Here is a 23411-nt window from a genome sequence, read left to right as displayed (position 1 = left end):
CATGGTGGGGCTGTTCTACCTGCTGACGCTCTACGGCGCCTTGCGCTACTGGACGGCCGGCGACGAACCGGCGCGCGTCGGCTGGTTGCTCTTCGCCACCACGGCGTGCCTGGCGGGCATGGCCAGCAAGGAGGTGATGGTCACGGCGCCGGTGGTCGTGCTGTTGTTCGAGCGGGCGTTCGTCGCCGGCTCCCTGCGGCAGGCCTTGCGGCAGTCGTGGCCGTTGTACGTCGGGCTCGCCCTCGGCTGGACGCTGCTCTTTGCGCTCAATCAAAGTGGCCCTCGCTCTGGTACGGCCGGCTTCCGCCTGGGCGTGTCTCCGTTGGCTTATTGGTGTACCGAATCGAAGGCTCTCCTTTTGTACCTGAAACTAGTCGTGTGGCCTTGGCCGCTAGTGATTCACTACGACATGCCGTATCTCGATACGTTCGCCGCGGCGTGGCCTTGGGTTTTGCCGGCACTTTTATTGGCCATGGCCTCCCTCTATCTGCTGTGGCGTAATACGATTGCCGGATTCGTGGCTGCCGCCATTTGGCTGATTCTCTCCCCGACGCTCGTCGTGCCGATCATCACCGAGGTTGCGGTCGAGCGGCGCATGTATCTGCCGCTGGCCGCGCTGTGTGCCTTGGCCGTCGCTGGAGGCTATTTCGTCCTCGGCAAGATGTGGCCGCGGAACATCGCCTCGACGGACGGTTTGTCGGGGCCGCGCGCAGGCGCGCTGGCTGCGGCGACGATAGCGGTCGTGGCTGTCGCCGGCGCGTATGGCATGCTCGATGCGCGACGCATGGTGGCCTACGAAAGCCCGCTCGGGCTTTGGCAGGATGCGCTCCGCAATCAGCCGCACAATCCTGTCATTTTGGCGAGTTATGGAACGTTCTTGATTCACGCCGGACGTGCCGAGGAGGCCGTCGGAGCTTTGGCCGAGGCCGCGAAATCGCCCAGGCCAGAAGTCGCTAATGCGATGTTGCACATGAACCTGGGGACCGCTCTGGCCCTTTCCGGCCGCGTCGATGAATCAATTCCCGCATTTCGGGAAGCAATCCGCCTGCAATACGACCATCCCGAAGATGTCTATCGAAACCTGGGGATTCTGCTGGTCAAGGCGGGCCGCGCCGAAGAAGGATTGCGGGAGTTGGAAGAATCGTTGCGTCTGCAACCTGATTCGCCGCCGACCTTCGATTATATGGGATTGGCGCTCATTGAGCTTAATCGGCCGCGCGAGGCGGTGGCGCGGCTCAAGCACGCCGTGCGTTTGGCTCCCGACGTGCCGAAACTGCATTACCACCTGGGTCGCGCTCTGGCCGCCGACCAGCAACCGCGGCAGGCGGTCTCCGAATTCGAGATGACATTGCGCCTGCAGCCAGACTATCGGGAAGCGACCAGGGAGTTGGGACGCGCTCTCGTCGAGTCGCAGCAGCCGACGGCCGCAATCGGTCCTCTACAAAAGGCTGTGAAGGCGGAACCCGAGGATGCCGCGTTGCATTACGATCTGGGACGCGCCCTGGCGGGCGCCGGCCGGCCACGCGAAGCGATCGCCGAGTTTCAGTTGGCCGCCAAGCACGGCCAACGATCGAGTTCGCTTTATCGCAGCTATGGGCAAGCCCTGTTGCAACTGGGGCGCGCCAGCGAAGCCGCGGCACAATTTGACCTGGCCTCGGCCCAGGAACCGGACGATGCGGAAACGCATTTTGCAGCCGCTAAAGCCCACGCGCAATCCTTTGATGCGAACAAGGCCATCGCCTCTGCCGAAAGTGCGCTGCGCATCGCTCAGGAAAAGGGGCTGTCCGCACTCGCTGCGGAAATCGAATCGTGGCTGGCTGATTTTCGCAAACGCCAGGCCGGGCGATAACGAGTCAGCCTTTGTCGTGCGTGCGAAACCATTGCCATGCATCGGGCACGGTGTCAGTGCTCGGTCGTATGGTGTAGCCGAGTTCGGCGATCGCGCGAGCGCTCGTATAATTCTTGGTCACCCAAGCCATGGCGATGGCGGCCGAATTGACCGCCGGTTCGTGGCCGGAGAGGCGTCCCCACACATCCCCGCCCCAGCCACCAATTTTGAGCATTAGCGGCCCGCCGCGCATCAACGGCCGCCGGGCACCGCAAACGTCGGCGAGCAAGCGCAACAGTTCGATCCACTCCATCGTCTTGCCGGCGAGAATGTAGCGGCGTCCGCATTGGCCCCGATCGCGCGCCGCTACGATGCCTGACGCCACATCCCGCGCGTCGCATAGGCTCAAGTATCCGCGCGGCGCGAGAATCGCGCGATTCGCGGCCACGTTCAGCAGCAACTGCCCGGACGACGGCTTCCAATCCCACGGGCCGAGCATGAAGGCGGGATTGACGATCGTTGCGTTCAAGCCCCGCTCGATCTCAGCGTCAACGACCGCCTCGGCCTGGCGTTTCGTTTCGACGTAGGGGACGCGCGGCGAAGCAGCAAAAGGAGTCTCCTCGTCCGTCGGCTCGCGGAGTGAACAGCGGCCGAAGACGTCGGTCGTCGATACGTGGACCAGGCGGATTCCCTCGTCGCAGCAGGCGCGCGCCACATGCCGCGTGCCGTCGACGTTGATGGCGTCGAAGAGGGCACGCTCGGTCCAGCCGATGCGCACGTGCGCGGCACAATGAATAACCGCCGCCACGCCCCGGCATGCCTGACGCACGGCTGCTTCGTCGCGAATGTCGCCGCCGGCCGCTTCAACGTCCAGCCCGGCGAGTTCTGGACCTTGGTCCACTCGGCGCGACAAAACGCGCACCCGCTGGCCACGATCGAGCAACAACCGCACGACGTTGTTGCCCAGCAGCCCCGTGGCGCCGGTGACGAGCGTTATTCCAGAACTATTGGTGGACGAAGACGACTCCATCGGGGATGCTGACAGCGACGGGGGTGATGGGAATGCGGTGACCGCGAGAAAATCGACGCGTTCGCCGGCAGCGTACAGGGCTAGGTCGCGTCCGTTATGTCGTAATACGTGGCGTAGGTTTCGCACGCGCGGCGCGCGACCGTCGCCTCGTCCCATTGCTGCCCCGCGAAGCGCCTGATCGCCATATGCGTCGGATCAATGGTCGGCCGGCCCGACACGATCCACTCGGCAATCAGTTTGCCCACCCCGCCGCCGCCTGACACGCCATGAGCGCAGAATCCGCAGGCGCTCCAGACGCCGCGCACTTCGGGCGTCGGCCCCAACAGAAAAGCGCCATCGGGCGTGAACGATTCCAAGCCGCAAACCTGCCGCGTGGGCGCCAGTCGGCCGACCTCAGGCACGCGCCGCACGGCCGCCGTCAGGAGGCCCGCGAACTGCGACGGATCGAATGCCTGCACGGTTGGGTTATCGTTTCGCGGAATCGCCGCGCGAAAGGCGCGTGGATTTCGCTCGTAGCCACCGACGATCAGCGCATCGTCCTTCTGCCGTAGATAGACCAGATTATCGGGGTCGCGCAGGTTCGGCAGTCGCTGGCCGCGGAGGCCTGGCACAGCGGCCGTTTCGACGTATTGATGTTCCATCGGGACCAGCGGAATTGACACGCCGGCCATGCGCCCCACGATGGGCGACCAGATTCCGGCTGCGATCACGAGCGTTTCGGTTTCAACACGCCCTGCGTCGGTTTCGATGGCGCGCACGGCACCGCCCGCCACCTCCACGCCTGTCACGCGAGTGCGCGTCTGAAAGTTGACGCCCAGCGCGCGGGCATCGCGAATCATGGCGCCGGCCAAGACGGGAGCATTCGCTGAGCCATCGGTCGGCATGAAGATCGCGCCTACGACGCCGCTAGGATCCATGAGCGGAAAACGATCGCGGGTTTCGGCAGCCGACAGCAGGTGCGCTTCGAGACCACACTTGTCTGCAAAAGCCTTCTGACGCTGTAATTCGGCCATGCGTTCATTCGACGAGGCGATGCGCAGGCTGCCCACCTCGAGAAAGCCCGGCGTTCCGTCCAGTTCGAGCCCTCGATACAGGGCAACGCTCTCGGTCAGCAGCCGTGTCAGGCTGGCCGAGGCACGCAACTGGCCAATCAGTCCGGGTGCGTGCGACGTCGTGCCGCTGACCAGCTCGCCTTGCTCGAGAACCAGGACATCGCGCCGGCCGAGCCGCGCCAGATGCAGCGCGATGCTTGCCCCGGCGATTCCGCCACCAACAATCACGATTTCGGCGCGGGATTGCATGTCACGATCCGAGCAAAATTGGTTTACCGCGAGAGCGGCGTGTCAGGAAATCCGCACGGCGGCACCCACGTCGCCGCCAGACAAGCCTCCAAATCTACCTCCTCCACGGCAGCCGGCAAAGGAGGCTCATCGGTGGTGCGTTGTAAATTCCGTCCCTGAGAAACGCGCATGCTTATTCGCCTTTGGCGAAAAAGCATGACACGCCGAGCTGTCCCGCAGGAGAAGGTCTAGCAGCTAGCAACGCGGAAGAACCGCTGTAGGTGCTGCTCGGCGTATCGGAAGAAGTCGAAATCCAGTCGCGAAATGCCGGCCTGCGCAAATCCCCAGGTTGCCTCGCGCAGCGCCGAAACCTTGCGCATCGCGCGCAGGCGTCGCAGGGCGCTGGGCTCTTCGCGACCGAAATACGCGCGCAAGAAATCACACTCCTGCTCGGCCGACAGATCATGGTTCTCCGCGAAGTTACCGAGATCGAAGAATCGGTTCCCCATCCCGGCGTATTCCCAATCGATGATGCGGATTCGCATGCCGTCGTCGATCAGGTTGGCGGGGAGCAGGTCGTTGTGGCAGGGGCAACGAGCATCGTCATCGCCGGCTTTGGCCTTCAGATCATCGATACTCCGCAAGGCCTCGTAAAGGCGATCCGGCAAAGCAACCTGATTGTGACGAGCCAACTGCACATAGTCGGCAATCACCGAGAACGGCGAGAACGTGCCGGGAAACGTGGCACCGGCATGCAACGTGGCAATCGCTGCCGCCGCGCGGGCGAGCACATCGGGGCGCGCGGCGTCTTCCGATTGAAGCACTCGTCCAGCAACGAACCGCGTAACGAGCGCCTGACGTTGCGGCAGATAGGCAACGACCTCGGCCCCCACGCCCCAGTTGGCAGCGGCCACCGCGCAAGCATGTTCGCGGCCTCGATCGATCCCCAGCTCCGCCGTGTTCTCACCGGCGATGCGCAGGACGTAGCAATCCTCGCCGACTTCGAGGCGATAATTGTGGTTCGTGATCCCGCCGGATAAGGGGGACACTTGTGCGCCGGCCAGTCGAGGAATCGCGCGGAGAATGGCTGGTATGTCGTCTACCACGAGCATCGACGCTATTTTGTGCTTGCCGCTTCCGATTTCTGCTCGGCAATCCAACTTTCGAAGAGCGCCACCGCCTGGCGATCGACGACGCTCGTCGCCAGGGGCGGCATCCGGCCGCGCTCGGTACGCTTGATCCGCGTTAACAGCAACGACCTTTCCGGATCGCCCGGCGCAAGCAGTAGCGCATCAGCGACGCCAAACCGGTCATGCAGCGGCCGCTCGGCGAGAAGATTCATCTTCTCCGGCGGTGTGGTGAATTCTAGCTCAAGCCGTGCATTGCCGCCGCCGGCTGAAACGTGGCAATGCGAGCAATTGGCGTGCAAGTAGCTGCGAGCCCGAACGTCCACGGCCGCGTCGCCATTGGCCGGATCGGCTAGCGCACCCATCTCGGCAGGTCGCTTCGGCAGCTTGTCGCGGAAAACGCCCAAGCGTTCGAGCACCTCTAATTGGTTTTCGGTCGCCGTGCCATAATCGTGGGCCCGGTTCATTTGCAAGGCCGACAGACCGAGCACGTAATTCGCCGCGCGCGTATGACATACCATGCACTCGGCGCGGCTGGGAAAGCGCCATGTCACCAGCGCGGGCTCGCCAGTCGCGGTGTCGCGCACCTCGAAATCGCGCGCAAGGCCAGCCGCCACGACCAGTTCGGCATCGGTCTGTGCGTCGTTCCACTCGTACGAGTAGCCGGTCCATTCGCCCTGGTCGCGCACCATCAATCGCGTTTCCACGCGGCGAAGGTCGCCGGCTTCCTCGTCCGTATCGAGAAAAAAAGTTTTCACAACCACGCTGTGGTCGGGCAGGTTCCATCCGCGAGATTCCGTGAACTGGATCTGTCCGTCGTCGGGTATCGCCAAGAATCGCTCTTTCTTGGCGCCATCGGACCACAACGGAGCGTTCACTGAGTAGGGGATGACTCCCGGTGCCGGAACGTGATCGGCCGTCGATGCAAAGAGGCCTGTCTCGCTCAAACGCCGCGGAAATGGGAGTGCGGATTCGCGCGCGTCATTGACCTCGAACTGATAAATGCCGCCGGCGAGGTCGACGACATACAACTCGCCTGCCGCATCGGCGCCGAAGCTGACGACTTGCAGCGACGTGTCGGCCAGTTCTTGGTGCCACGTGACCGCCTGGCCGTCATAGCGAAGCCCCCAAAATTTGCCGGTGGCGAAATCGGCATAAACGTACGCGCCGCGGAGATCGGCAAAGCGACGGCCGTAATAAACATGTCCGCCGGTGACCGAACGTGCTTCGGAATGGGGATGCGCCACGACTGGAGGAACGATCGCCGTCGGCCCGCGGTCGCGTAAGGGCTGAAACGGCTGTCCCCCTTCCTCGACACTCCAGCCGTAGTTGCCGCCGCGCTGGATGAGATAGATCATCTCGCGCCAGTCTTGCCCTACGTCGCCAACCCACAGCCGCCCGTTCTCGCGATCGAAGGAAATCCGCCACGGGTTGCGCAACCCGTAGGCCCAGATCTCGCCGCGGGCGCCCGGCATTGCTACAAAAGGATTATCAGCGGGGGCCTTGTACCGTTCGTTCGCGCTGCTGCCGCGCACGTCGATGCGCAAGATTCCTGAGGGGAGATCGGCCAGGTTCTGTCCCGTCAGGTTCGTGTCCGAATCGGACGTGCCGTCGCCGGCCGAGATGTAGAGCATTTCGTCCGGCCCGAACGCCAGGTCGCCACCATTGTGCCCGTTCGATTCATAGTCGAGGATCACGTGCCGCGTCGCAGGATCGCATCGCAGTGGTTGCTCAGCTGTGACATGGTAGCGCGCAATGCGGTTGCGTTTCTCCTTCTCGTCGCGCGGGCCATTGCTGAACACGTACACGTACCGGTTGTCGGCATAGTGGGGATCGAAAGCGAAGCTGTACGTGTCCTCTCCGACGTCGAGAAATGTTTCGGCGTGATCGACGTCCGGGCGATTCGGAAAAATCAGAATCGGACCTTGAAGCTGCGCCACCAACAGGTCACCGGTCGTGGGCTCGTGCGTAAGAAACAGCGGCTGCGCGAGAACTAATTTCTCGAAGACGCGGGTTAGCCGATAAGGCAGCGGCGGATCGGGCCGGCCATAGACGCGCGACGTCTTCCAGGGCACGCGCGTGTGCGTGTCGAAGGGCACCGAAGCCGGTGACGCATCGGGTTCCGTGGCCGGCGCGACGAAATCCGCCGAGAGCACCACGAGCCCCGCAAACAGGAAGGCATTTCGCATGCGGTTCGGCCAATATTTGCGGGTGAAGAATCCATCAAAGTCGTCTTGCGCATCATAATAGCCGGCAATGGGTTGACCAAGTAATCTGCCGGACCGTGTCGCCCGGTCGGGCCCGAGACTAATCAGCGCAACCCCAAGCGGCGTGCTAACCTTGGTTAATGACAGCCGGCTGTCTGATCGCCGGTCTTCGAATTGCGAGGTTTTCATGTTCCGACGTTTGTTCCTGTCGCTTGCCGTTGTGCTGGTGGTTAACGCTGCGGGCATGACACTCCTAGCTGCCGGTGGCGGCGAGTTTCGCATCACGGTCGTCGATGCCCAGACGCGCGAGCCGATCGCGTGCCGCATGCATTTGAAAAACGTTAAGGGGGTCGCCCAGAAGGTGGCGCGGATGCCCTTTTGGAACGACCACTTCGTTTTTCCCGGCGAAGTCAAACTGCGGCTGCCGCGCGGCAACTACACCTTCGAGCTTGATCACGGTCCGGAGTACACCGATCGCAAGGGCTACTTCACGATCGAAGACAACGCCGATGACGAGCAAGTCATTGATCTGACGCGCGCCGTCGATATGGCGGCCGAAGGATGGTGGTCGGGCGACCTGCACATTCATCGCGCGGAAAAGGATATCCGGCTGCTGATGGAAGCCGAAGACCTGCACGTGGCGCCGCTGATTACGTGGTGGAACGAAAAGAACGCCTGGAAGGGGAAGCCGCTGCCCAAGGAGCCCGTGGTTCGTTTCGACGGTAATCGCATCTATGACCTGCTGGGGGGCGAGGACGAACGGGGCGGCGGGGCCTTGTTGTTTTTCAATCTTGCGGCGCCCATGGATTTCTCAGGAGCCGAGCGCGAATATCCTTCCTCGATGAAATATCTGCTTGCAGCGCGCGAGCAGGGAACTGCCGAACGACCTGTGTGGATCGACGCCGAAAAGCCGTTCTGGTGGGACATGCCCATCTGGCTCGCCAGCGGCAAGATCGACTCGATCGGCCTGGCCAACAATCACATGCAGCGCGACGGCATGCTGACGAACGAAGCGTGGGGAAAACCGCGCGACCGCGGCCGTTTTCGCGATCCGCACGGCAACGGTGAATGGTCCGAGGAAATCTATTACCACGTGTTGAATTGCGGTCTGCGCATTCCGCCTTCGGCCGGCAGCGCCTCGGGCGTGATCCCGAATCCCGTCGGCTACAACCGTATGTACGTGTGGGTCGACAAGGACGAGTTCAGCTACGAAAACTGGTGGGAAGCGTTCAAGGCGGGCCGAGTTATCGTGACCAATGGCCCACTGATCCGGCCGTTTGCCAACAATCGCCTGCCAGGGCATGTCTTCAAGGCCTCGGCCGGCGAGGAACTGCAACTGGAAATCACGCTGAACCTGGCGACGCGCGAGACGATCAGCTACATGGAAATCGTCAAAGACGGCCGCGTCGTGCAGAGCGTACGGCTCGACGAAATGGCCCCGACCGGACATTTGCCACCGGTCAAATTTACCGAGAGTGGCTGGGTCCTGGTGCGAGCCGTGACCGACAACGCGAAAACGTATCGTTTCGCGTCAACCGCTCCCTGGTACGTCGAATTCGGCGACAAGCCGCGTATCAGCAAGCAATCCGCGCAGTTCTTCTTGGACTGGACGAACGAGCGCGCCGAAAAGCTGAAGCTGGCCGATGTCGACCAGCGCCGCGAAGTGCTCGCCTTCATTGACGAGGCGCGTCAGTACTGGGAGCAGCGTGTCGCCGAGGCCAATGTCGATTAGCACTACCGGCTAAGCCAACGGTGAGACACAAGCGCCGAGCGCTGACCGGTGATTATTAGCCCGAAGCGCCAGCGAGAGGCATTGGGACTCTACCCTCGCTGGCGCATCGGGCTAGTGACTGATACAATGTCGCCGCATTGTGGGCATGCATGGCCAAATACGAGCCACAAAGTATTACGGGCAGCACTCCGCCACCAGCGCGCCTTGCGCCTGAGCTAAGCGCACTTGCGCGATCTTCCAATGGACGACTTTCTCGAGCAGGTCGCCTTCGGCCTGCAGAGTCGCCAGGCGGGCCGTGCTGACGTCGGCGAAATTCAGGCCGCCGGTCTTCGCGCGGGCTTCAGTGTCAGCGCTGCGGCGCGCCAGTTGATCAAGATTCTCTTTCGCCAGGGCTACTTGCCGCAGGCGGACATCGACCATTTCGGCCGCCTCGCGAATTTCAACGGCAATCTCCTGCTCACGATTTTGGGCGTACTGGTTGAGCTGCCGTCGCCGTTCGGGCAGTTCACGTTGCGCCTCGTGCAGCTTGCGCAGCGCCCCCAGCAGGCCGAATAGTCCGTCGCAGTCCGACGATGGCGGCGCCAAACCCAACAGTGGACTCACCTGCGAGAGAGCTGCGCGGACCGAACCGAGCGAATCGCCGTCCAGGCTGCGGCGCAGGCGGCGGAGCATTCCCCCCTCGGGCCGAGTGGCCAGCCCCAATTGCACTTCGGCCTCGATATCTTGCGGTTCGACAACCACGGTCAACGGATCGGTCGGCCACAGCCGCTCGTAGGGAACCGACGGTCGCATGCCGATCTGTTGCCAGAGTTCCATGTCGAGCTGTGTCACGGCTCCCTCGACCTGCACTTGCTGGTCGCGCAACTCGAACTCGCGCCGGGCGAATTGATCTTGGTCGGCAGGCAGCTTCAATCCTTGCCCGCGCAATCGATCGACGTTCTGCACGGCCGCCCCGACTTCATTCAGGGATCTTCCCAGCAAGTCATGCCGGGCTTCGTTCAGCTCGAGCTGATAATAGATGTTCAATGCGTCCGCCGCCGATCGATTGCGCGCCTCGAGCGCCGCGGTGCGCAGAACGTCATACGTCAGCGAGTTGTCCTCGTGCGAGCAGTGCCTGGCGTCTTCGCGCGCGGCGAGTGCTCTCCGTTCGCCGTCGAACAGGTTTCCCAGCTGTGAAGCGCGGACGGCCAGGCATTGGCATTCCGCCTTACTCAGGGCGTGATAGTTGCCCGGCGGTCGGGGATAACCGAGTTGCCCGTCGACGGCGGGCAAGCGCTCGACGCGCGCGGTATCGACCGGCAGCGTGCCGCGCTCGACAATCTCGAGCGCATCGTCGGTCAAGGCGCCCGGGCAGCAACCGCGGCCCCGAGCCGCATGCCGCGCGCAGCCCCAGCCCGTCGCCGCGATCATCAAGAACAAAAGAAAAAGCCCGCTGCGCATGCGCTCCTCGTGCCCCATTCCGACGGCGTTTCTGTACTTTCATCGCCGTGATAGTGCTGCGGGCTGGAGCAATTGTTGCGGTCCTGCGCGGCAAGCCATATTCACGGCGCGTGACGAAGGAAGCGGCTGTGGCGGGGTAGTTTTTTCCGGCCCAAATGTGCCCGAAAGCACCAGTCGTGCGGATTGTGCCGGGCGTAGCAGTCGCAACAGAAATGGGCACTTCGCGGCCACGACGAATCGCAATAAGGAACGTCACGTCGGGCGACGGTCGAAACGACGGTGCGGATTTAAAGGTCCGCGCGCGAGATTCCAATGCCAGATTTTGCCGGGAACTCGACCACGGCGAAAACCTATAGTTATTAGGTACAAATAGCGCCCGGTGCCGACGCGCACCGGTCCGCCAGGGGCTCAGGCAACGGCTAGAACGGAGGAGCGTACGCGGCGGCCCGCCGGCGTGGTCGCTCTCCTCGTTTCGCCAGCGTGCCGAGGTGACTCGATCGGCGAGAGCGCTGCGAAGACTACGGAAACGGAATCAGATTCTTTTAGACCGATGCTGCACCGCAAGGTTCTTATCGCTGACGACGATCCGGACATTCGCCGGCTGGTCGCCTATTGGCTGGAAGCAGCCGGTTATCAGGTGCAGCAGGCCGAGGATGGCACCTCGGCGCTGGCCGCGGCGCATGACGATTGCCCGCACTTCCTGATCTGCGATTGGGACATGCCGGGCCACGACGGTATCGAACTATGCCGGCGCATCCGCGAGGAGAACTTCCCTCACTACATTTACACGGTGCTGCTGACGGCTCACAACAAGGTGGCCGACATGATCCTGGCCTTGGAGTCGGGCGCGGACGATCTGTTGACCAAGCCGATTGCCTCGGCCGAATTGTTGGCGCGTTTGCGGGCCGGGGCTCGCGTGATCGAGCTGGAAAATCAGCTTGTGCGGCTGGCACGCACCGATCCCTTGACCGCGGTCCCGAACCGCTGGGTGTTCTTCGAGCACTTCGAACGCGAGTTTGCCCGGGCGCGCCGCACCGGCAACCCATTGAGCTGCGTGCTGTGCGACATTGATTTTTTCAAGGCCGTGAATGACACGTACGGTCACGTGACCGGCGACATCATTCTCAAGGCTTTTGCGCAGGTGCTGAACTCGCAATGCCGCGAGACGGATCATTTGTGCCGCTATGGCGGCGAAGAGTTTTGCATTCTGCTGACGGATACTGACGAGAAGCAGGCCCTGCAATGGGCTCAACGTATTCGCGAAACCTTGCACGCGATGGCTTTGCCGGCGAACGGGCATCCCTTGACGATTACGGTCAGCTTCGGCATTGCGGAGTTGGACGACTCGGTGGAGAAGAGCAACGAGTTGTTCGATCGCGCCGATAATGCTTTGCGCATCGCGAAGCATACCGGCCGCGATCGGGCCGTCTGCTATAGCGAACTGTCAGAGCCCGACGGTCAGCAGGACACGTTCCAGGGGGGATATCGCACATGGCTCCGCGGAGTGCGGGCAGGGCAAATCATGAATGCCCCCATCACATGGCTGCGGCACGATCAGCCCATCGCCGAGGCGGCGGATTTGTTCCTTCGTACACGCATCAACTCGGCGCCGGTCGTCGATGACGATCACAAGCTGGTGGGCATCGTCTCGGAAAAGGACATCGTGTCCGAACCGCTGGACTGGCAGTTGCCTTTGCGCGACGTGATGAAAACCAACGTGGTATGCTATGGCGAAGAGACGCCGGCCAACGTCATTTACGATTTCCTGTGCCGCGTATCGATTCGTCGCGTTGCCATCGTCAAGGACGGCGTTCCCACGGGCGTCATCGGACGCGGTACGTTTCTCCGACTGCTGGCCAATTGGCAGTTGGCGGCCTCGGCCGTGCGCGGCGAAGAGGGAGAAGCCGCTGTCACGACGACGGCTATCGTCGAGCGGCAATTGCGCGAGACCGTCACGCAACTGCAAGAAAAAGCGGCGAAGCTGGCAGAGGATCTGGTGAGTGACTGCGGTGTGACACCGCTGTTCGTCGGGGCCGCCTCGATGCAGGATTTGGCGCTCGACCTGGTTGCGCTCTGTGGGGATGGGCTTGCCGAGACGGTCTCGCCCGCGTTACCGTCCCCTGGCGCGTCATGGGGCGCGATCGCGGCAAGTCCGGGTGGCACGGAAATCACGCCGCCCTGCGCTACGTGAAAGTCCGCAAGGCGACCTCGCCCCCACGCCAAAGCTTCACCGCCGGTAAAACGTGTCGCGGCTGTCGACCTCAACCGTATCGGCGAAGGCGGTGATCGGGTAGCGCTGCACTCCCTCGCGGTGTACGTAATCCATGATCGCGCACGCCACTTCCTGCGTGGTGATCATTTCGATGCGAACGCACGCCCGGTCAGGATTTGAGAACATGTCCTCGACGATGCCATGCTCGCCCTTGCCGAAGCAATAGACGGCGTTATAGCCCTTCGCCCCAAGCTCGACGAATTTCGAGATCAGCTCCTCGAACAGAACGCTTTCCGCGATCACGACCACGCGTCTGGCTTCGACAAATTCGGCCATGATTCGATCGCCTCCCGCGAAGATTGGGACAAAGGCCTGCCCTATGTTATACGTCGCGCGGGAATCGGCGGCGCGCTCGACTGTGTCGCGGGCGCACGGGTCAGCCAACTCCTGCCGCCGCTCCAACGATCTCCCACCGCTTTATTACGGCCTCGGCAATCAAGATGTAAATAGGGATTCCGACCGTCACGTTGTATGAGAACGTCACGCCCAGCGACGCCGCGAGCGGCAGCGTCGGGCTGGCCTCGGGAATGGCCAATCGCTGAATGGCGGGAACGGCGATATAGGATGCCGCCGCACAGAGGACGGCGAACAGAACGTACGTCCCCAACGCGAACGGCTGCCCAACGGCGGCACTGTAAGCGTGTGCGACGAAGATGCCACAGGTCGCGAAAATATTTGGCCCAATGAGCGCAAAGAGCACAAACCGCAAGCCGGCGGTCCGCAGATCCTTGAGACGCTTGCAGGCGGTCATGCCCATCTCCAACAAGAACAGGCAGAGCGCGCCTTGAAACAAGTTGCGGAATAGAGCGTCGTCCTCCTTGGTAACGGCGGCTCCCTGCAATTGACTGACGAAGCCGATGAAGATACCGCCGAAGAGCAAGAACAACCCGGGATTGAGAAACACCTCGTGCATCAGCTCCCAGTTGATGAACCGTGCGAAGCTGCCGTTGCCGTTCTTGGTCGCGCGGTTACGATGGTTGTGCCCTTCCCCCTCGTCGACCGCCGGCAGTGAGCGGGGATCGTATCCGGCCTCGCCAGGCAAGTTGCCGTGTGAATCCATTCCCGATCGCCGCAGCCGTGAGACCAGGAATAGCGCCACCAGGCAGCCTGGCACTTCCATGATGGCGAGCATGACCGGCATGTAGGGTGCGGAGGCGATACCGGCGGTTGCCAGAATGCCCTGGCAAGTGACAAATGTCCCTGCCGAGTCCGACCCGTAGTATCCGGCGACTGTGGCTGCGTCGATCTTGCGGAGCCTGGTGGTGCTGCGCAGCACCAAATAGGCGATAATGCCAATCATGAAATTGGTGATGAAGCCCACGACCATGAAGCCCGCCGCGTGAGCCAACTCGCCGCGATTCAATTCGGCCAGCTCTTCGCCACCTTTCCAGCCGATGGCGATCAGCAGATACATCGTCAGGCCTTGGTACAACACGTGTGGAAACTCGAAGGGAACCTTCAAGATCGGCACGCTGAAGCCCATGTAGAAAAACAACAACAGGGGCTTGAACAGGTTGTGCCGAAAGTTCTCCCAGAACTTCCAAAACAGTTCTTCCATCGCGGCATCCTACATGGCCAAGGGCGTGCGGGACGAAACCATCGCGGGATTTCCAATCGCATGATGGGCAGCCGAGCCTTGGCGTGCGCGTCCCCTTTCGCACAGCGGGACGAGCGAAACCGCGACCAACATTCCGCGCGCGACGCAGGAATGACGATCCGAGCGATTGAAATTAGCGCGGCGCGTCGTGCAACGACATCGCTTGAGGCGAAGAAGAGCAGTCGCGACGTTAGCCTTGGGTCGCGATCGGGGCGTGAGCGTCGAGAGACGCGAAAAATAGTCAGCGACTGCCACCATACCCGGGAGTATAGGCGCTTCGCTAGCCCTTGTAGAGGTAGTCGATGCTTACGAATCTGTAAACTGGACGGCGTCTTATTCGCGCGCGACGGTGAAATCTCCCCTTCTTTAAGGGCCGCTGGCGCATTCGCCGATTTTGGCCCTCAACGATCTCCGATGTACACTTAAGGCAGCGGGTCGGGGCAGGAAAACGCCGGGAAAAGACGCACTTCCGCCAGCCCGCGCGGGTGCGACCCGCGGCAAATTGTCCCCGTCGGCGATTTGCCGCGTAGAACAGCAAGCGAGCCTGTTCGAAGAATCCCGGGTATCCCAGGAGTGCCGAACGTGAACGTTCTAGTAATCGAAGACGACCCGGTCATCGGTAAGGCGTTGCGGCAAGGGTTCGTCGAAGGGGGGAGCGAGTGCGCGTGGGCCAAGGACGGCGTCCGCGGCCTGGAGATGGCCAGCAGCCAACAATACGACGTCATCATTATCGATCTCATGCTGCCGCGCATGCCTGGCCTGGAGGTGTTGAACAAATTGCGCACGCAAGGGCTGCAGACTCCCACGATCCTATTGACGGCGCTCGGCTCGGTCGAGGAGCGCGTGGCGGGACTTAACGCGGGCGCCGACGACTATATGGTCAAGCCGTTCGCGTTCACCGAGTTGACGGCGCGCATCGAGGCGGTTTGCCGGCGCACGGCGACACGACCGCGTCCCGTGCTACAAGTCCGCGATATCACCCTGGATCTGACCACGCGCCGCGTGACTCGCGGCGGCGTGGAGGTCGACCTGACGCCCACCGAGTTCAGCCTGTTGGAATTGTTGATGCGTTACGCGGGGCAAGTCGTGACGCGCAAGATGCTGTGCGAGCACCTGTGGCAATCCGACTGGGAGGGAACCACCAACGTGATCGAGGTGCATATCAATCGGCTGCGCGGTAAGCTCGATCGCAAATTCGGCGAATCGATGATCCAAACGGTACGAGGTCGCGGTTATGCGATTCCGGCGGCTTAGGGACGTCTTTCGCTCGTTACGTTTTCGCCTCACTCTGTGGAACACCGCCGTCGTGCTGTTGACGGTGGTGTGTACCTTGATGGGCGTTCGTGAGGCGTTGCGCTTCGCCCTGCGCCACGAAATCGATCAACTGCTGCGCGAGGACGCGCTGGAGGTCGAGCTGGCCGTCGAGGAGATGCACAATTCGATCGACAACGAGGCCTTCTCGGCGGAAATGACCCGCAAGGTCGCGGCCCACGTCGAGCGCGGCATGTTCGTCGAGCTTTTGGACGAGCGCGACAGGGTTCTGTGGTGCAGTGAAAACACCCCTTCGGAGCAGCGTTTCAAGTCCGATTTGCGCGACGGCACCATGACGATCGGCGGCGTGCGATATCGCGTCGTGCAATCACATTTGGAACGGCCGAACTTACCGGCATTCACCGTGCGCGTGGGCTCGTCGATGGCTAGCGCCGACGAAGATATCGCCAAGGTTACGCAGGTGATGTTGGGCGTCGCGCTATTGATCATGCTCATCGCGCCTTTGGGCGGATTCTGGCTGTCGGGGCGTGCGACGCATCCCCTCGCGCAGATCATCCACACGGCCGATCAGCTACGGCCGCGGAGGATGGAAGAGCGGCTTCCTATTCGCGGCACGGGGGACGAGCTCGACCAACTATCAACCACGATCAATCGTTTTCTCGACCTGATCGCCGAATACCTCGACCGCAACCGGGAATTCGTCGCCAATGCCGCGCACGATCTGCGCTCGCCGCTGGCCGCCATTCAGAGTTCCGTCGAAGTCACGCTCAACAGTGACCGCACGATCGATGAATACAAGGAACTGTTGTGCGAGATCGTCGACGAATGCAGCAGTCTCAGTTCGCTCGTTAATCAACTTTTGCTGTTGGCCGAGAGCGACGCCGGCAGCATGCAAATCGATACCAAGGCCGTGGCGCTCGATCACTTGACCAAGCACTCCGTCGACATGTTCCAAGGCGCTGCCGAAGAACGCGGCGTCGACTTGCACTTCGGCAAGTTCGAAACGCTGCCCGTCCGCGGTGACGCCCAGCGGCTGCAACAGGTGGTCAATAACCTGATCGACAACGCCGTCAAGTTCACCCCACCCGGCGGTGCGGTGACGGTCGATCTGATTCACGATCGCGAACGCGCGAAAGCGGTCTTGATTGTTCGCGATACAGGCATGGGGATCCCGCCCGACGATTTGCCGCACGTGTTTGAGCGGTTCTATCGCGGCGACAAATCGCGGCATCGCGAGAATCAGCCCGGCGGCACCGGCCTAGGCCTGAGCATTTGCCAGTCGATCGTCCAGGCCCACGGCGGCCGCATCGACGTTCAAAGCGTTTTGGGACAGGGAACGACAGCCACCGTGCAACTGCCGGCCGTGCCGCACGACCAGAATGCCGGTTGGGCCGCCGCTTACGCCGCGTCGCAGGCGTAGCGCAAGAGGGTTTGCTAAGGGCTCCGCGCCCCTTAGCCACTCATTTTGCGTCTAAACCACCCGCTCCGCCGCGCGGTCGATCGCCTGCTCTTCGGGTGCTTGCTCGCCGGCGGTCGAGAACATTTCGGCGATTACTTCCTCCAGCGGCGGATCTTCGACCGTCACGTCCTCGATCGCATGCCGGGCGAGGATGCCGCTGAGCATTTCGGCCACGGCCCGCCGCTCGACGCGCAGCTTCACCTTGGGCGCCTGCTGCTCGACGACTTCGCCGTAACGGGCAAGATCGCTCGGCATGCGGTCGTCGGCGAACAAGAGGGTCACGACCTTATGATTGCTGAAACGGTCGATAATGCCTGACAGCGAGCCGTCGTAGATGATCCGGCCGTGCGCGATGATCACGACGCGCTTGCACAGCGCGGCCACGTCCTTCATGTAGTGGCTCGTGAGCAGGATCGTGATCCGCCGCAACTGCTGATAATGGCGGAGGAACTGTTGAATGTTGTGCTGTGCGATGACGTCCAGTCCGATCGTCGGCTCATCGAGGAATAATACCTCGGGCGAGTGCAGCAGGGCGGCGATCAACTCCATTTTCATGCGCTCGCCCAGCGACAATTCGCGCACCGGGCGGCCCAGCAAGCGACCGACTCCCAGCAGGTCGACCAGCTCGTCGCGCGTGCGGGCAAAACGCTCGGGCTCGATCATGTAGATCTGCTGGTGCAGACGGAACGACTCTTGCGCGGGCAGATCCCACCAGAGTTGATTCTTCTGCCCCATCACCAGGGCGAAGCGTCGGCGATAGGCATTCTCGCGTTTCCAGGGGACGTGTCCCATGACGCGTGCCGAGCCCCCGGTGGGCGTGATCACGCCCGAGAGCAGCTTGAGCGTGGTGGTCTTGCCGGCGCCGTTGGGCCCTAGGAAAGCGACGAACTCGCCTTGCTCGACCGCGAGGTCAATGCCGCGGACGGCCTCGACCGTGCGGTATTCGCGACGAAACAGCCCCCGCATCGAGGCCACCAGCCCCTCGCGCTTCTGATAAACCCGATAGGCCTTCGACAGCCCCTCTATTTCGATGATCGCCATGCGTGGGGATTATAGGGGGGAGAGAGCGCAAAATGAATCGCGGGCGACAGCGCCACGCGGCCACTACACGCGTTGCCGGGACGCCAGAGCGGCCGCCTGCTCGCGTTGTCCGGTTTCCGGGATTTGGCTATAATCCCCCACCTGCGACGGCTGCGCCCTTTCCCTTTCTAATGCTTGGAGTACGAGCCACGAGCGGCATGCGAGTCGGGATTGGCCACGACACCCATCGGCTCGTTCCCGGCGGCCCGCTGAGGCTCGGGGGAATCGACGTTCCGCACGACCAGGGGGCGTTCGGGCACAGCGATGCTGACGTGCTTTTGCACGCCGTGACCGACGCGTTGCTCGGTGCCTGTGCCCTGGGGGACATCGGCGAGCTGTTTCCCGATACGGATCCGGCCAATCGTGGGCGCGATTCGGCCGATATGCTCTCGGTGGCCTACCAGCGGGTACAGACGGCCGGCTATCGGATCGTGAACTTGGATTGCATCGTGTTCGCCCAGCGGCCTAAGCTCTCACCCTATAAGGAGACGATACGGCAGCGGCTGGCTTCCCTGCTCTCGATCCCCACGGATTGCGTGGGGCTGAAGGCCAAAACCGGCGAGGCCGTGGGGCCCGTCGGCCGGCAGGAAGCGATCATGGCCGAATGCGTCGTACTACTTGAGAAATGCTGACCAAGGACCCTATCCACACGCCCGCCCGGCCCCATTCGCCGACCCCGAACATGTCGATCCGCGTCTACAACACGCTGTCGAAGACCAAGGAACCGTTCGAGACCGTCGAGCCGGGCAAGGTGGGCATCTACCTGTGCGGTCCCACGGTTTATAAGCCCAGCCATATTGGACACATGGTTGGGCCGGTGATTTTCGACGCCGTGAAGCGTTACCTGGTCTATTGCGGCTACGAAGTTACCTGGGTCGTCAACATCACTGACGTCGATGACAAGCTGATCGCGGAATCGAACGCCCGCGGCATGTCGATGGCCGCCCTGGCCGAGGAGATGACGGCCGACTACATGGACAACTTGGACGCGATGGGGATCGACACGATCGACCACTTCCCGCGCGCCACGGCCACGATCGACGAAATCATCAAGATTACGCAGACGCTGGTCGACAAGGGCTTTGCCTACGCCGCCGACGGGGACGTCTATTTCGACGTTGCCCGCGACTCGGAATACGGCAAGCTCAGTAATCGCTCGATCGAATCGCTGCACGGTGACGGTGGCGATATGGCCGGCCGCAAGCGCGCCGCGGCGGACTTCGCCCTGTGGAAAAGCGCCAAGCCGGGCGAGCCCGCTTGGGACAGCCCCTGGGGTAAAGGTCGCCCTGGCTGGCACATCGAGTGCTCGGCCATGAGCCGCAAGCTGCTGGGCGAGACGTTCGACATTCACGGCGGCGGTCTGGACCTGGTCTTCCCACACCACGAGAACGAGATCGCGCAGAGCGAGTGCGCGCACGGCAAGCCGCAGGCCAAGTACTGGATGCACAACGGCCTGATGCAGGCTTCGAACGAAGTCGGCAAGGTCGGCGGCCGCAACACCCGCGAGCTCGACGCCGGAGATCAGGCCGCGCAAGAGTCAGGCAAGCTCGGCAAATCCAAAGGCGCAAGCGCGTTCCGCGATCTTTTGAAGAAGTTCGCCGGCGAGACGATTCGTTACTTCGTCCTCAACACACACTACCGCCGGCCGATCGACTTCAGCGAGGAACGCATCGCCGACGTCGAAAAAGGCCTGACCGCGTTCTATCGCTTTTTCCAGCGTTACGAACGGGTCACAGGCGAGAGCTTTTACAAGCTGTCGACCATCACCGCGCGCCCCGCGGGGGACGAAGCGGCGAGCGACCCGGCGGTTTCGGCCGAGGTTCGCACGTTCCGCGATCGCTTTCTGGCCTCGATGGACGACGATTTCAACACCGGCGGCGCGATCGGCGTATTGCAGCAACTGCTGACTTCGCTGAACCGCTTCGTGGAAACCGCCGACCTGGAAGGCGCCGGCAAGCAGAATACGGCCGCCGTGGCCAGTCTGAAGGCCGGCACCCGCGTGCTGCGCGAACTGGCCGGGACACTGGGGTTGTTCCGGGCACCGCCGAAATCGCCGGCCGCACTGGAGGATAGATCCGGACCAGGCGGTGGACTGACAGCCAAATTGCTGGAACTTTTGATCGCGCTGCGTGCCGAGGCGCGGAAGGCCAAGAACTTCGCTCTCTCGGATCAAATTCGCGACCGCCTGGCGGCACTCGGCGTAACGCTCGAAGATCGCCCCGACGGTACTGGTTGGACGATCCAGAAATAGCCGGCAGTAGGCAGCGGGCAGAGGGCAGTGAAATGCACGAAGACACTATTCGAGCCCGCCCTGTTATTCCTTTACTGCCATCTGCCTACTGCCCTCTGCCCGCTTCCTTTCCTTCACTGCCTGCTGCCCTCTGCCGGCTGTCTACTTCCTCATGACTACCACCCGCACAGCGCCGCGCGTTCTGGGGATTGATCCCGGGCTGAAGGTGACCGGGTACGCGGTACTGGAAGTGTCGCCGCGTGGTCCGCAACTGTGCGAGGCAGGTGTGATCCGTGGACGCACGCGTGATTCGCTGGCAGCGCGTGTCAACGAGATCTTCGACGGCGTCGCCGACGTGATCGCTTCGTTCTCGCCGTCGTGTATGGCCTTGGAAGAGCTCTTTTCGCATTACAAGCGGCCGCGCACGTCGATCTTGATGGGGCATGCGCGAGGAGTTATCTGCCTGGCCGCGGCGCGCGCCGGCATCCCTGTCACGAGCTATAGCGCGACGCGCATCAAAAAGACCCTCACGGGCAACGGTCAGGCCGCCAAGCCGCAAATGCAGCGGGCCGTAGCCCGCGAGCTTGGTCTCACCGAAGCGCCCGAGCCGCATGATGTGGCCGACGCCTTGGCCGCGGCTCTATGTCATTTCTACATGCAGCCCGACTGGGCCGCGGTCGCGCGCCGGCGGGCTTGAAACGCGGTTTGCACGGTACCACGACGGAGCGACATAAGACCCGTGATTACGAAGATTACCGGCAAGCTGCTTTCCGTGGCCGAAGATGTGGCCACGCTACGCTTTGGCGCTTTCGATTTCGAAGTGTTCATCCCTGAGTTCGCCCGCCGACAGTTGCAAAACCGACTCGGCGAGGAAATCAGCCTGCACACGATCGACTACCTGGAAGGAAACCCGATGCAGGGGCGGATGACGCCGCGGCTGATCGGGTTTTTGAGCGAAGTCGAGCGCGAGTTCTTCGAGTTGTTTTGCTCGGTCGACGGCGTGGGCGTAAAAAAGGCGCTGCGGGCCATGGTCCGCCCGGTGCGCGAGGTCGCCACGGCGATCGAAGAGCAAGACGCGAAGCTCTTGGCCAGCCTGCCCGGCGTCGGCCCCGCTACCTCGGAGCGAATCATTGCCAAGCTGCGTCGCAAAGTGCCGAAGTTTGCTCTACTCGTGGCGCGCGAAGAAGCGTTCGAGACGATCGAGGAACACGACCTGGTGCAGGAGACGTTCCAGGTTTTGCGCCAGCTGGGCCATTCCGAAGCCGAAGCGCGGCGCTTACTCGACACGGCCCTGGCCGGCAAGAAGAAATACGCCGACGTGCAAGCGCTGCTGCAGGCGATCTATCAGCAGAGGCAAGGGAAGTGAATGACAAATGTCGAAATTCAAATGTCTAAGGAAACCCCAAAACTCAAATGTCGACGTCGGGCGGATCATTCGACATTTGAGATTTCGTGCTTCTTTCGACATTTGGCTTTAGACATTCGACATTCCCGCACTGTCGCTGCGTTTTGGTATACTCCGTGATCATCACGGAGGTCGTTTAGCGTGCGTGAGCCGATTCTCAAACCTGGTGCCGCCTCGGCCGCCGCGCCGGTCGCGCGCGAGCGCTTCGACGACGATCCCGAGGATCGCGCCCTGCGCCCGCAGCGGATGCGCGACATGGTGGGGCAGCGCGAGGTTTGTGCCCGACTGGCCATCGCCGTCGATGCCTCGCAAAAGCGCGGCGAGACGCTCGGGCATATCCTGTTCGACGGCCCGCCCGGTCTGGGAAAGACCACGTTTGCCATGGTCATCCCGCGCGATCTGGGCGTTTCGGTGCAGATTGCCAGCGGCGCGGCGCTGATGGCCCCCAAGGACCTCGTGCCGTACCTCACCAACGCCGAAGAAGGCTCGGTCCTGTTCGTCGACGAGATTCACCGTCTGCCCAAAGCCGTCGAAGAGTTCCTCTATCCAGCGATGGAGGATTTTCGCATCGACATAACGCTGGGCGAAGGGGTCAACGCCCGCACGATCAACATGCCGCTCAAGCCGTTCACGCTGATCGGCGCGACAACGCGGACCGGCATGCTGTCGGCGCCGTTGCGCGATCGCTTCCAGATGCGCGAGCACCTCGATTTTTACTCGCTGGACGAGTTGGCCGAGATCGTGCGCCGCAGCGCCGCGAAACTGCGGGCCGAGATCGACGACCAGAGTGCCCACGAGATCGCCGTGCGCAGCCGGGGGACGCCGCGCCTGGCCAACAACCGTTTGCGCTGGGTGCGCGATTATGCCACGAGCAAAGCTGATGGCCGGATCACGCACCAGGTCGCGCAAGCGGCCCTCGACATGCAGGGGATCGACTATCGCGGGCTCGACGGGCAGGACCGCAAGTACCTGGAAACGATCATCCGCATCTTTCACGGTGGACCGGTCGGCGTCGAGGCCGTGGCCCACACAATGAACACCGCGACCGACACGCTGGAAGACGAAGTCGAGCCGTTTCTCTTGCGCGCGGGCCTGGTGGTCCGCACCCCGCGCGGCCGCAAAGCCACGCCCGACGCGTACGATCACCTCAAGCTCGACCGCCCCGAGCCCGAAGATAGCCAGCCGCGGCTGTTCTAGCCGCAGAGGCGATCTTTCATCCGGGTGCCGCGGCTGGTCCGCCATGCGATGGCGCAAGGTGCAGTGCAAGACCCTACCCCGTGCGGTGAGAGGGGTTCGGACGACGATCTAATTTCCTCTCCCTTCGGGAGAGGCGGGAGAGGTTAGGTGAGGGGCGCGGTTAACGACGCCAGGATGGCGTTAGTTCGAGACGAGCTAAAGGAAAACGAACGACGCCGCAATAATTCGCGACCCGGCGAGACAACAAAAAGCCCC

At 62.4% G+C, this 23411-nt stretch carries 18 protein-coding genes; 10 read left to right on the top strand and 8 right to left on the bottom strand.

Features of this window, described 5'->3' with window-relative positions; translation table 11 throughout:
* On the top strand, positions 1–1849 hold a 1849-nt coding region (locus VHD36_22805), incomplete at its 5' end, for a tetratricopeptide repeat protein (protein ID HVU90180.1).
* Between the two features lie 4 nt (positions 1850–1853).
* On the opposite strand, the gene VHD36_22800 is transcribed toward VHD36_22805, so the two are convergent.
* From VHD36_22800 to VHD36_22785, 4 genes are all read right to left on the bottom strand, one after another.
* Positions 1854–2858, bottom strand: a complete 1005-nt coding sequence (locus tag VHD36_22800; GenBank protein HVU90179.1) for an NAD-dependent epimerase/dehydratase family protein — start codon at positions 2856–2858, stop codon at positions 1854–1856.
* Between the two features lie 80 nt (positions 2859–2938).
* A complete protein-coding gene (locus VHD36_22795; protein HVU90178.1) occupies positions 2939–4159 on the bottom strand; it encodes an FAD-dependent oxidoreductase in 1221 nt (406 codons plus the stop codon).
* Positions 4160–4386: 227 nt separating this feature from the next.
* On the bottom strand, positions 4387–5250 hold the full coding sequence (locus VHD36_22790) for a choline kinase family protein (GenBank protein HVU90177.1): 864 nt from the start codon (positions 5248–5250) through the stop codon (positions 4387–4389).
* A 5-nt stretch (positions 5251–5255) separates the two neighbouring features.
* Positions 5256–7454, bottom strand: a complete 2199-nt coding sequence (locus VHD36_22785) for a PQQ-dependent sugar dehydrogenase (protein ID HVU90176.1) — start codon at positions 7452–7454, stop codon at positions 5256–5258.
* Between the two features lie 205 nt (positions 7455–7659).
* On the opposite strand from VHD36_22785, the gene VHD36_22780 reads away from it, so the two are divergent.
* Positions 7660–9204, top strand: coding sequence for a CehA/McbA family metallohydrolase (locus VHD36_22780; GenBank protein ID HVU90175.1), 1545 nt, complete (start codon positions 7660–7662; stop codon positions 9202–9204).
* A 174-nt stretch (positions 9205–9378) separates the two neighbouring features.
* On the opposite strand, the gene VHD36_22775 is transcribed toward VHD36_22780, so the two are convergent.
* Entirely contained in the window at positions 9379–10644 is a 1266-nt protein-coding gene (locus VHD36_22775; GenBank protein ID HVU90174.1) for a TolC family protein, read from the bottom strand.
* A gap of 550 nt (positions 10645–11194) precedes the next feature.
* Between VHD36_22775 and VHD36_22770 the strand changes: the two genes are divergently transcribed.
* Positions 11195–12835, top strand: coding sequence for a diguanylate cyclase (locus VHD36_22770; GenBank protein HVU90173.1), 1641 nt, complete (start codon positions 11195–11197; stop codon positions 12833–12835).
* Positions 12836–12871: 36 nt separating this feature from the next.
* On the opposite strand, the gene VHD36_22765 is transcribed toward VHD36_22770, so the two are convergent.
* Positions 12872–13192: a hypothetical protein gene (locus VHD36_22765; protein HVU90172.1), complete on the bottom strand. Its 321-nt coding sequence runs from the start codon at positions 13190–13192 to the stop codon at positions 12872–12874.
* Positions 13193–13292: 100 nt separating this feature from the next.
* Entirely contained in the window at positions 13293–14474 is a 1182-nt protein-coding gene (locus VHD36_22760) for a sodium-dependent bicarbonate transport family permease (protein ID HVU90171.1), read from the bottom strand.
* 621 nt (positions 14475–15095) lie between these two features.
* Between VHD36_22760 and VHD36_22755 the strand changes: the two genes are divergently transcribed.
* Positions 15096–15767, top strand: coding sequence for a response regulator transcription factor (locus VHD36_22755; protein HVU90170.1), 672 nt, complete (start codon positions 15096–15098; stop codon positions 15765–15767).
* Positions 15748–17205, top strand: coding sequence for an ATP-binding protein (locus tag VHD36_22750; protein ID HVU90169.1), 1458 nt, complete (start codon positions 15748–15750; stop codon positions 17203–17205). The genes VHD36_22755 and VHD36_22750 overlap by 20 nt, the downstream gene beginning before the upstream one ends.
* Before the next feature lie 51 nt (positions 17206–17256).
* Here the strand turns inward: VHD36_22750 and VHD36_22745 are convergent, their stop codons facing one another.
* Positions 17257–18285 (bottom strand): ABC transporter ATP-binding protein, encoded by a 1029-nt coding sequence (locus tag VHD36_22745; GenBank protein ID HVU90168.1) that lies wholly within the window; start codon positions 18283–18285, stop codon positions 17257–17259.
* Between the two features lie 197 nt (positions 18286–18482).
* On the opposite strand from VHD36_22745, the gene ispF reads away from it, so the two are divergent.
* The 5 genes from ispF (at position 18483) to ruvB (ending at position 23156) form a co-directional block, all read left to right on the top strand.
* Positions 18483–18956, top strand: a complete 474-nt coding sequence (gene ispF / locus VHD36_22740) for a 2-C-methyl-D-erythritol 2,4-cyclodiphosphate synthase (protein HVU90167.1) — start codon at positions 18483–18485, stop codon at positions 18954–18956.
* Positions 18957–19006: 50 nt separating this feature from the next.
* Positions 19007–20575: a cysteine--tRNA ligase gene (gene cysS, locus VHD36_22735; protein ID HVU90166.1), complete on the top strand. Its 1569-nt coding sequence runs from the start codon at positions 19007–19009 to the stop codon at positions 20573–20575.
* Between the two features lie 151 nt (positions 20576–20726).
* The gene (ruvC, locus tag VHD36_22730) at positions 20727–21251 is read left to right on the top strand and encodes a crossover junction endodeoxyribonuclease RuvC (protein ID HVU90165.1); all 525 of its coding nucleotides are present in this window, start codon (positions 20727–20729) and stop codon (positions 21249–21251) included.
* 42 nt (positions 21252–21293) lie between these two features.
* Positions 21294–21920, top strand: coding sequence for a Holliday junction branch migration protein RuvA (ruvA, locus tag VHD36_22725; GenBank protein HVU90164.1), 627 nt, complete (start codon positions 21294–21296; stop codon positions 21918–21920).
* A gap of 180 nt (positions 21921–22100) precedes the next feature.
* Positions 22101–23156 (top strand): Holliday junction branch migration DNA helicase RuvB, encoded by a 1056-nt coding sequence (ruvB, locus tag VHD36_22720; protein HVU90163.1) that lies wholly within the window; start codon positions 22101–22103, stop codon positions 23154–23156.
* Positions 23157–23411: the final 255 nt, after the last annotated feature.

This window comes from Pirellulales bacterium (assembly GCA_035546535.1).
Lineage (GTDB): Bacteria > Planctomycetota > Planctomycetia > Pirellulales > JACPPG01 > JACPPG01.
Note: the sequence above shows the minus strand (reverse complement) of the source record. Positions and strands in the feature narration are given on the sequence as shown.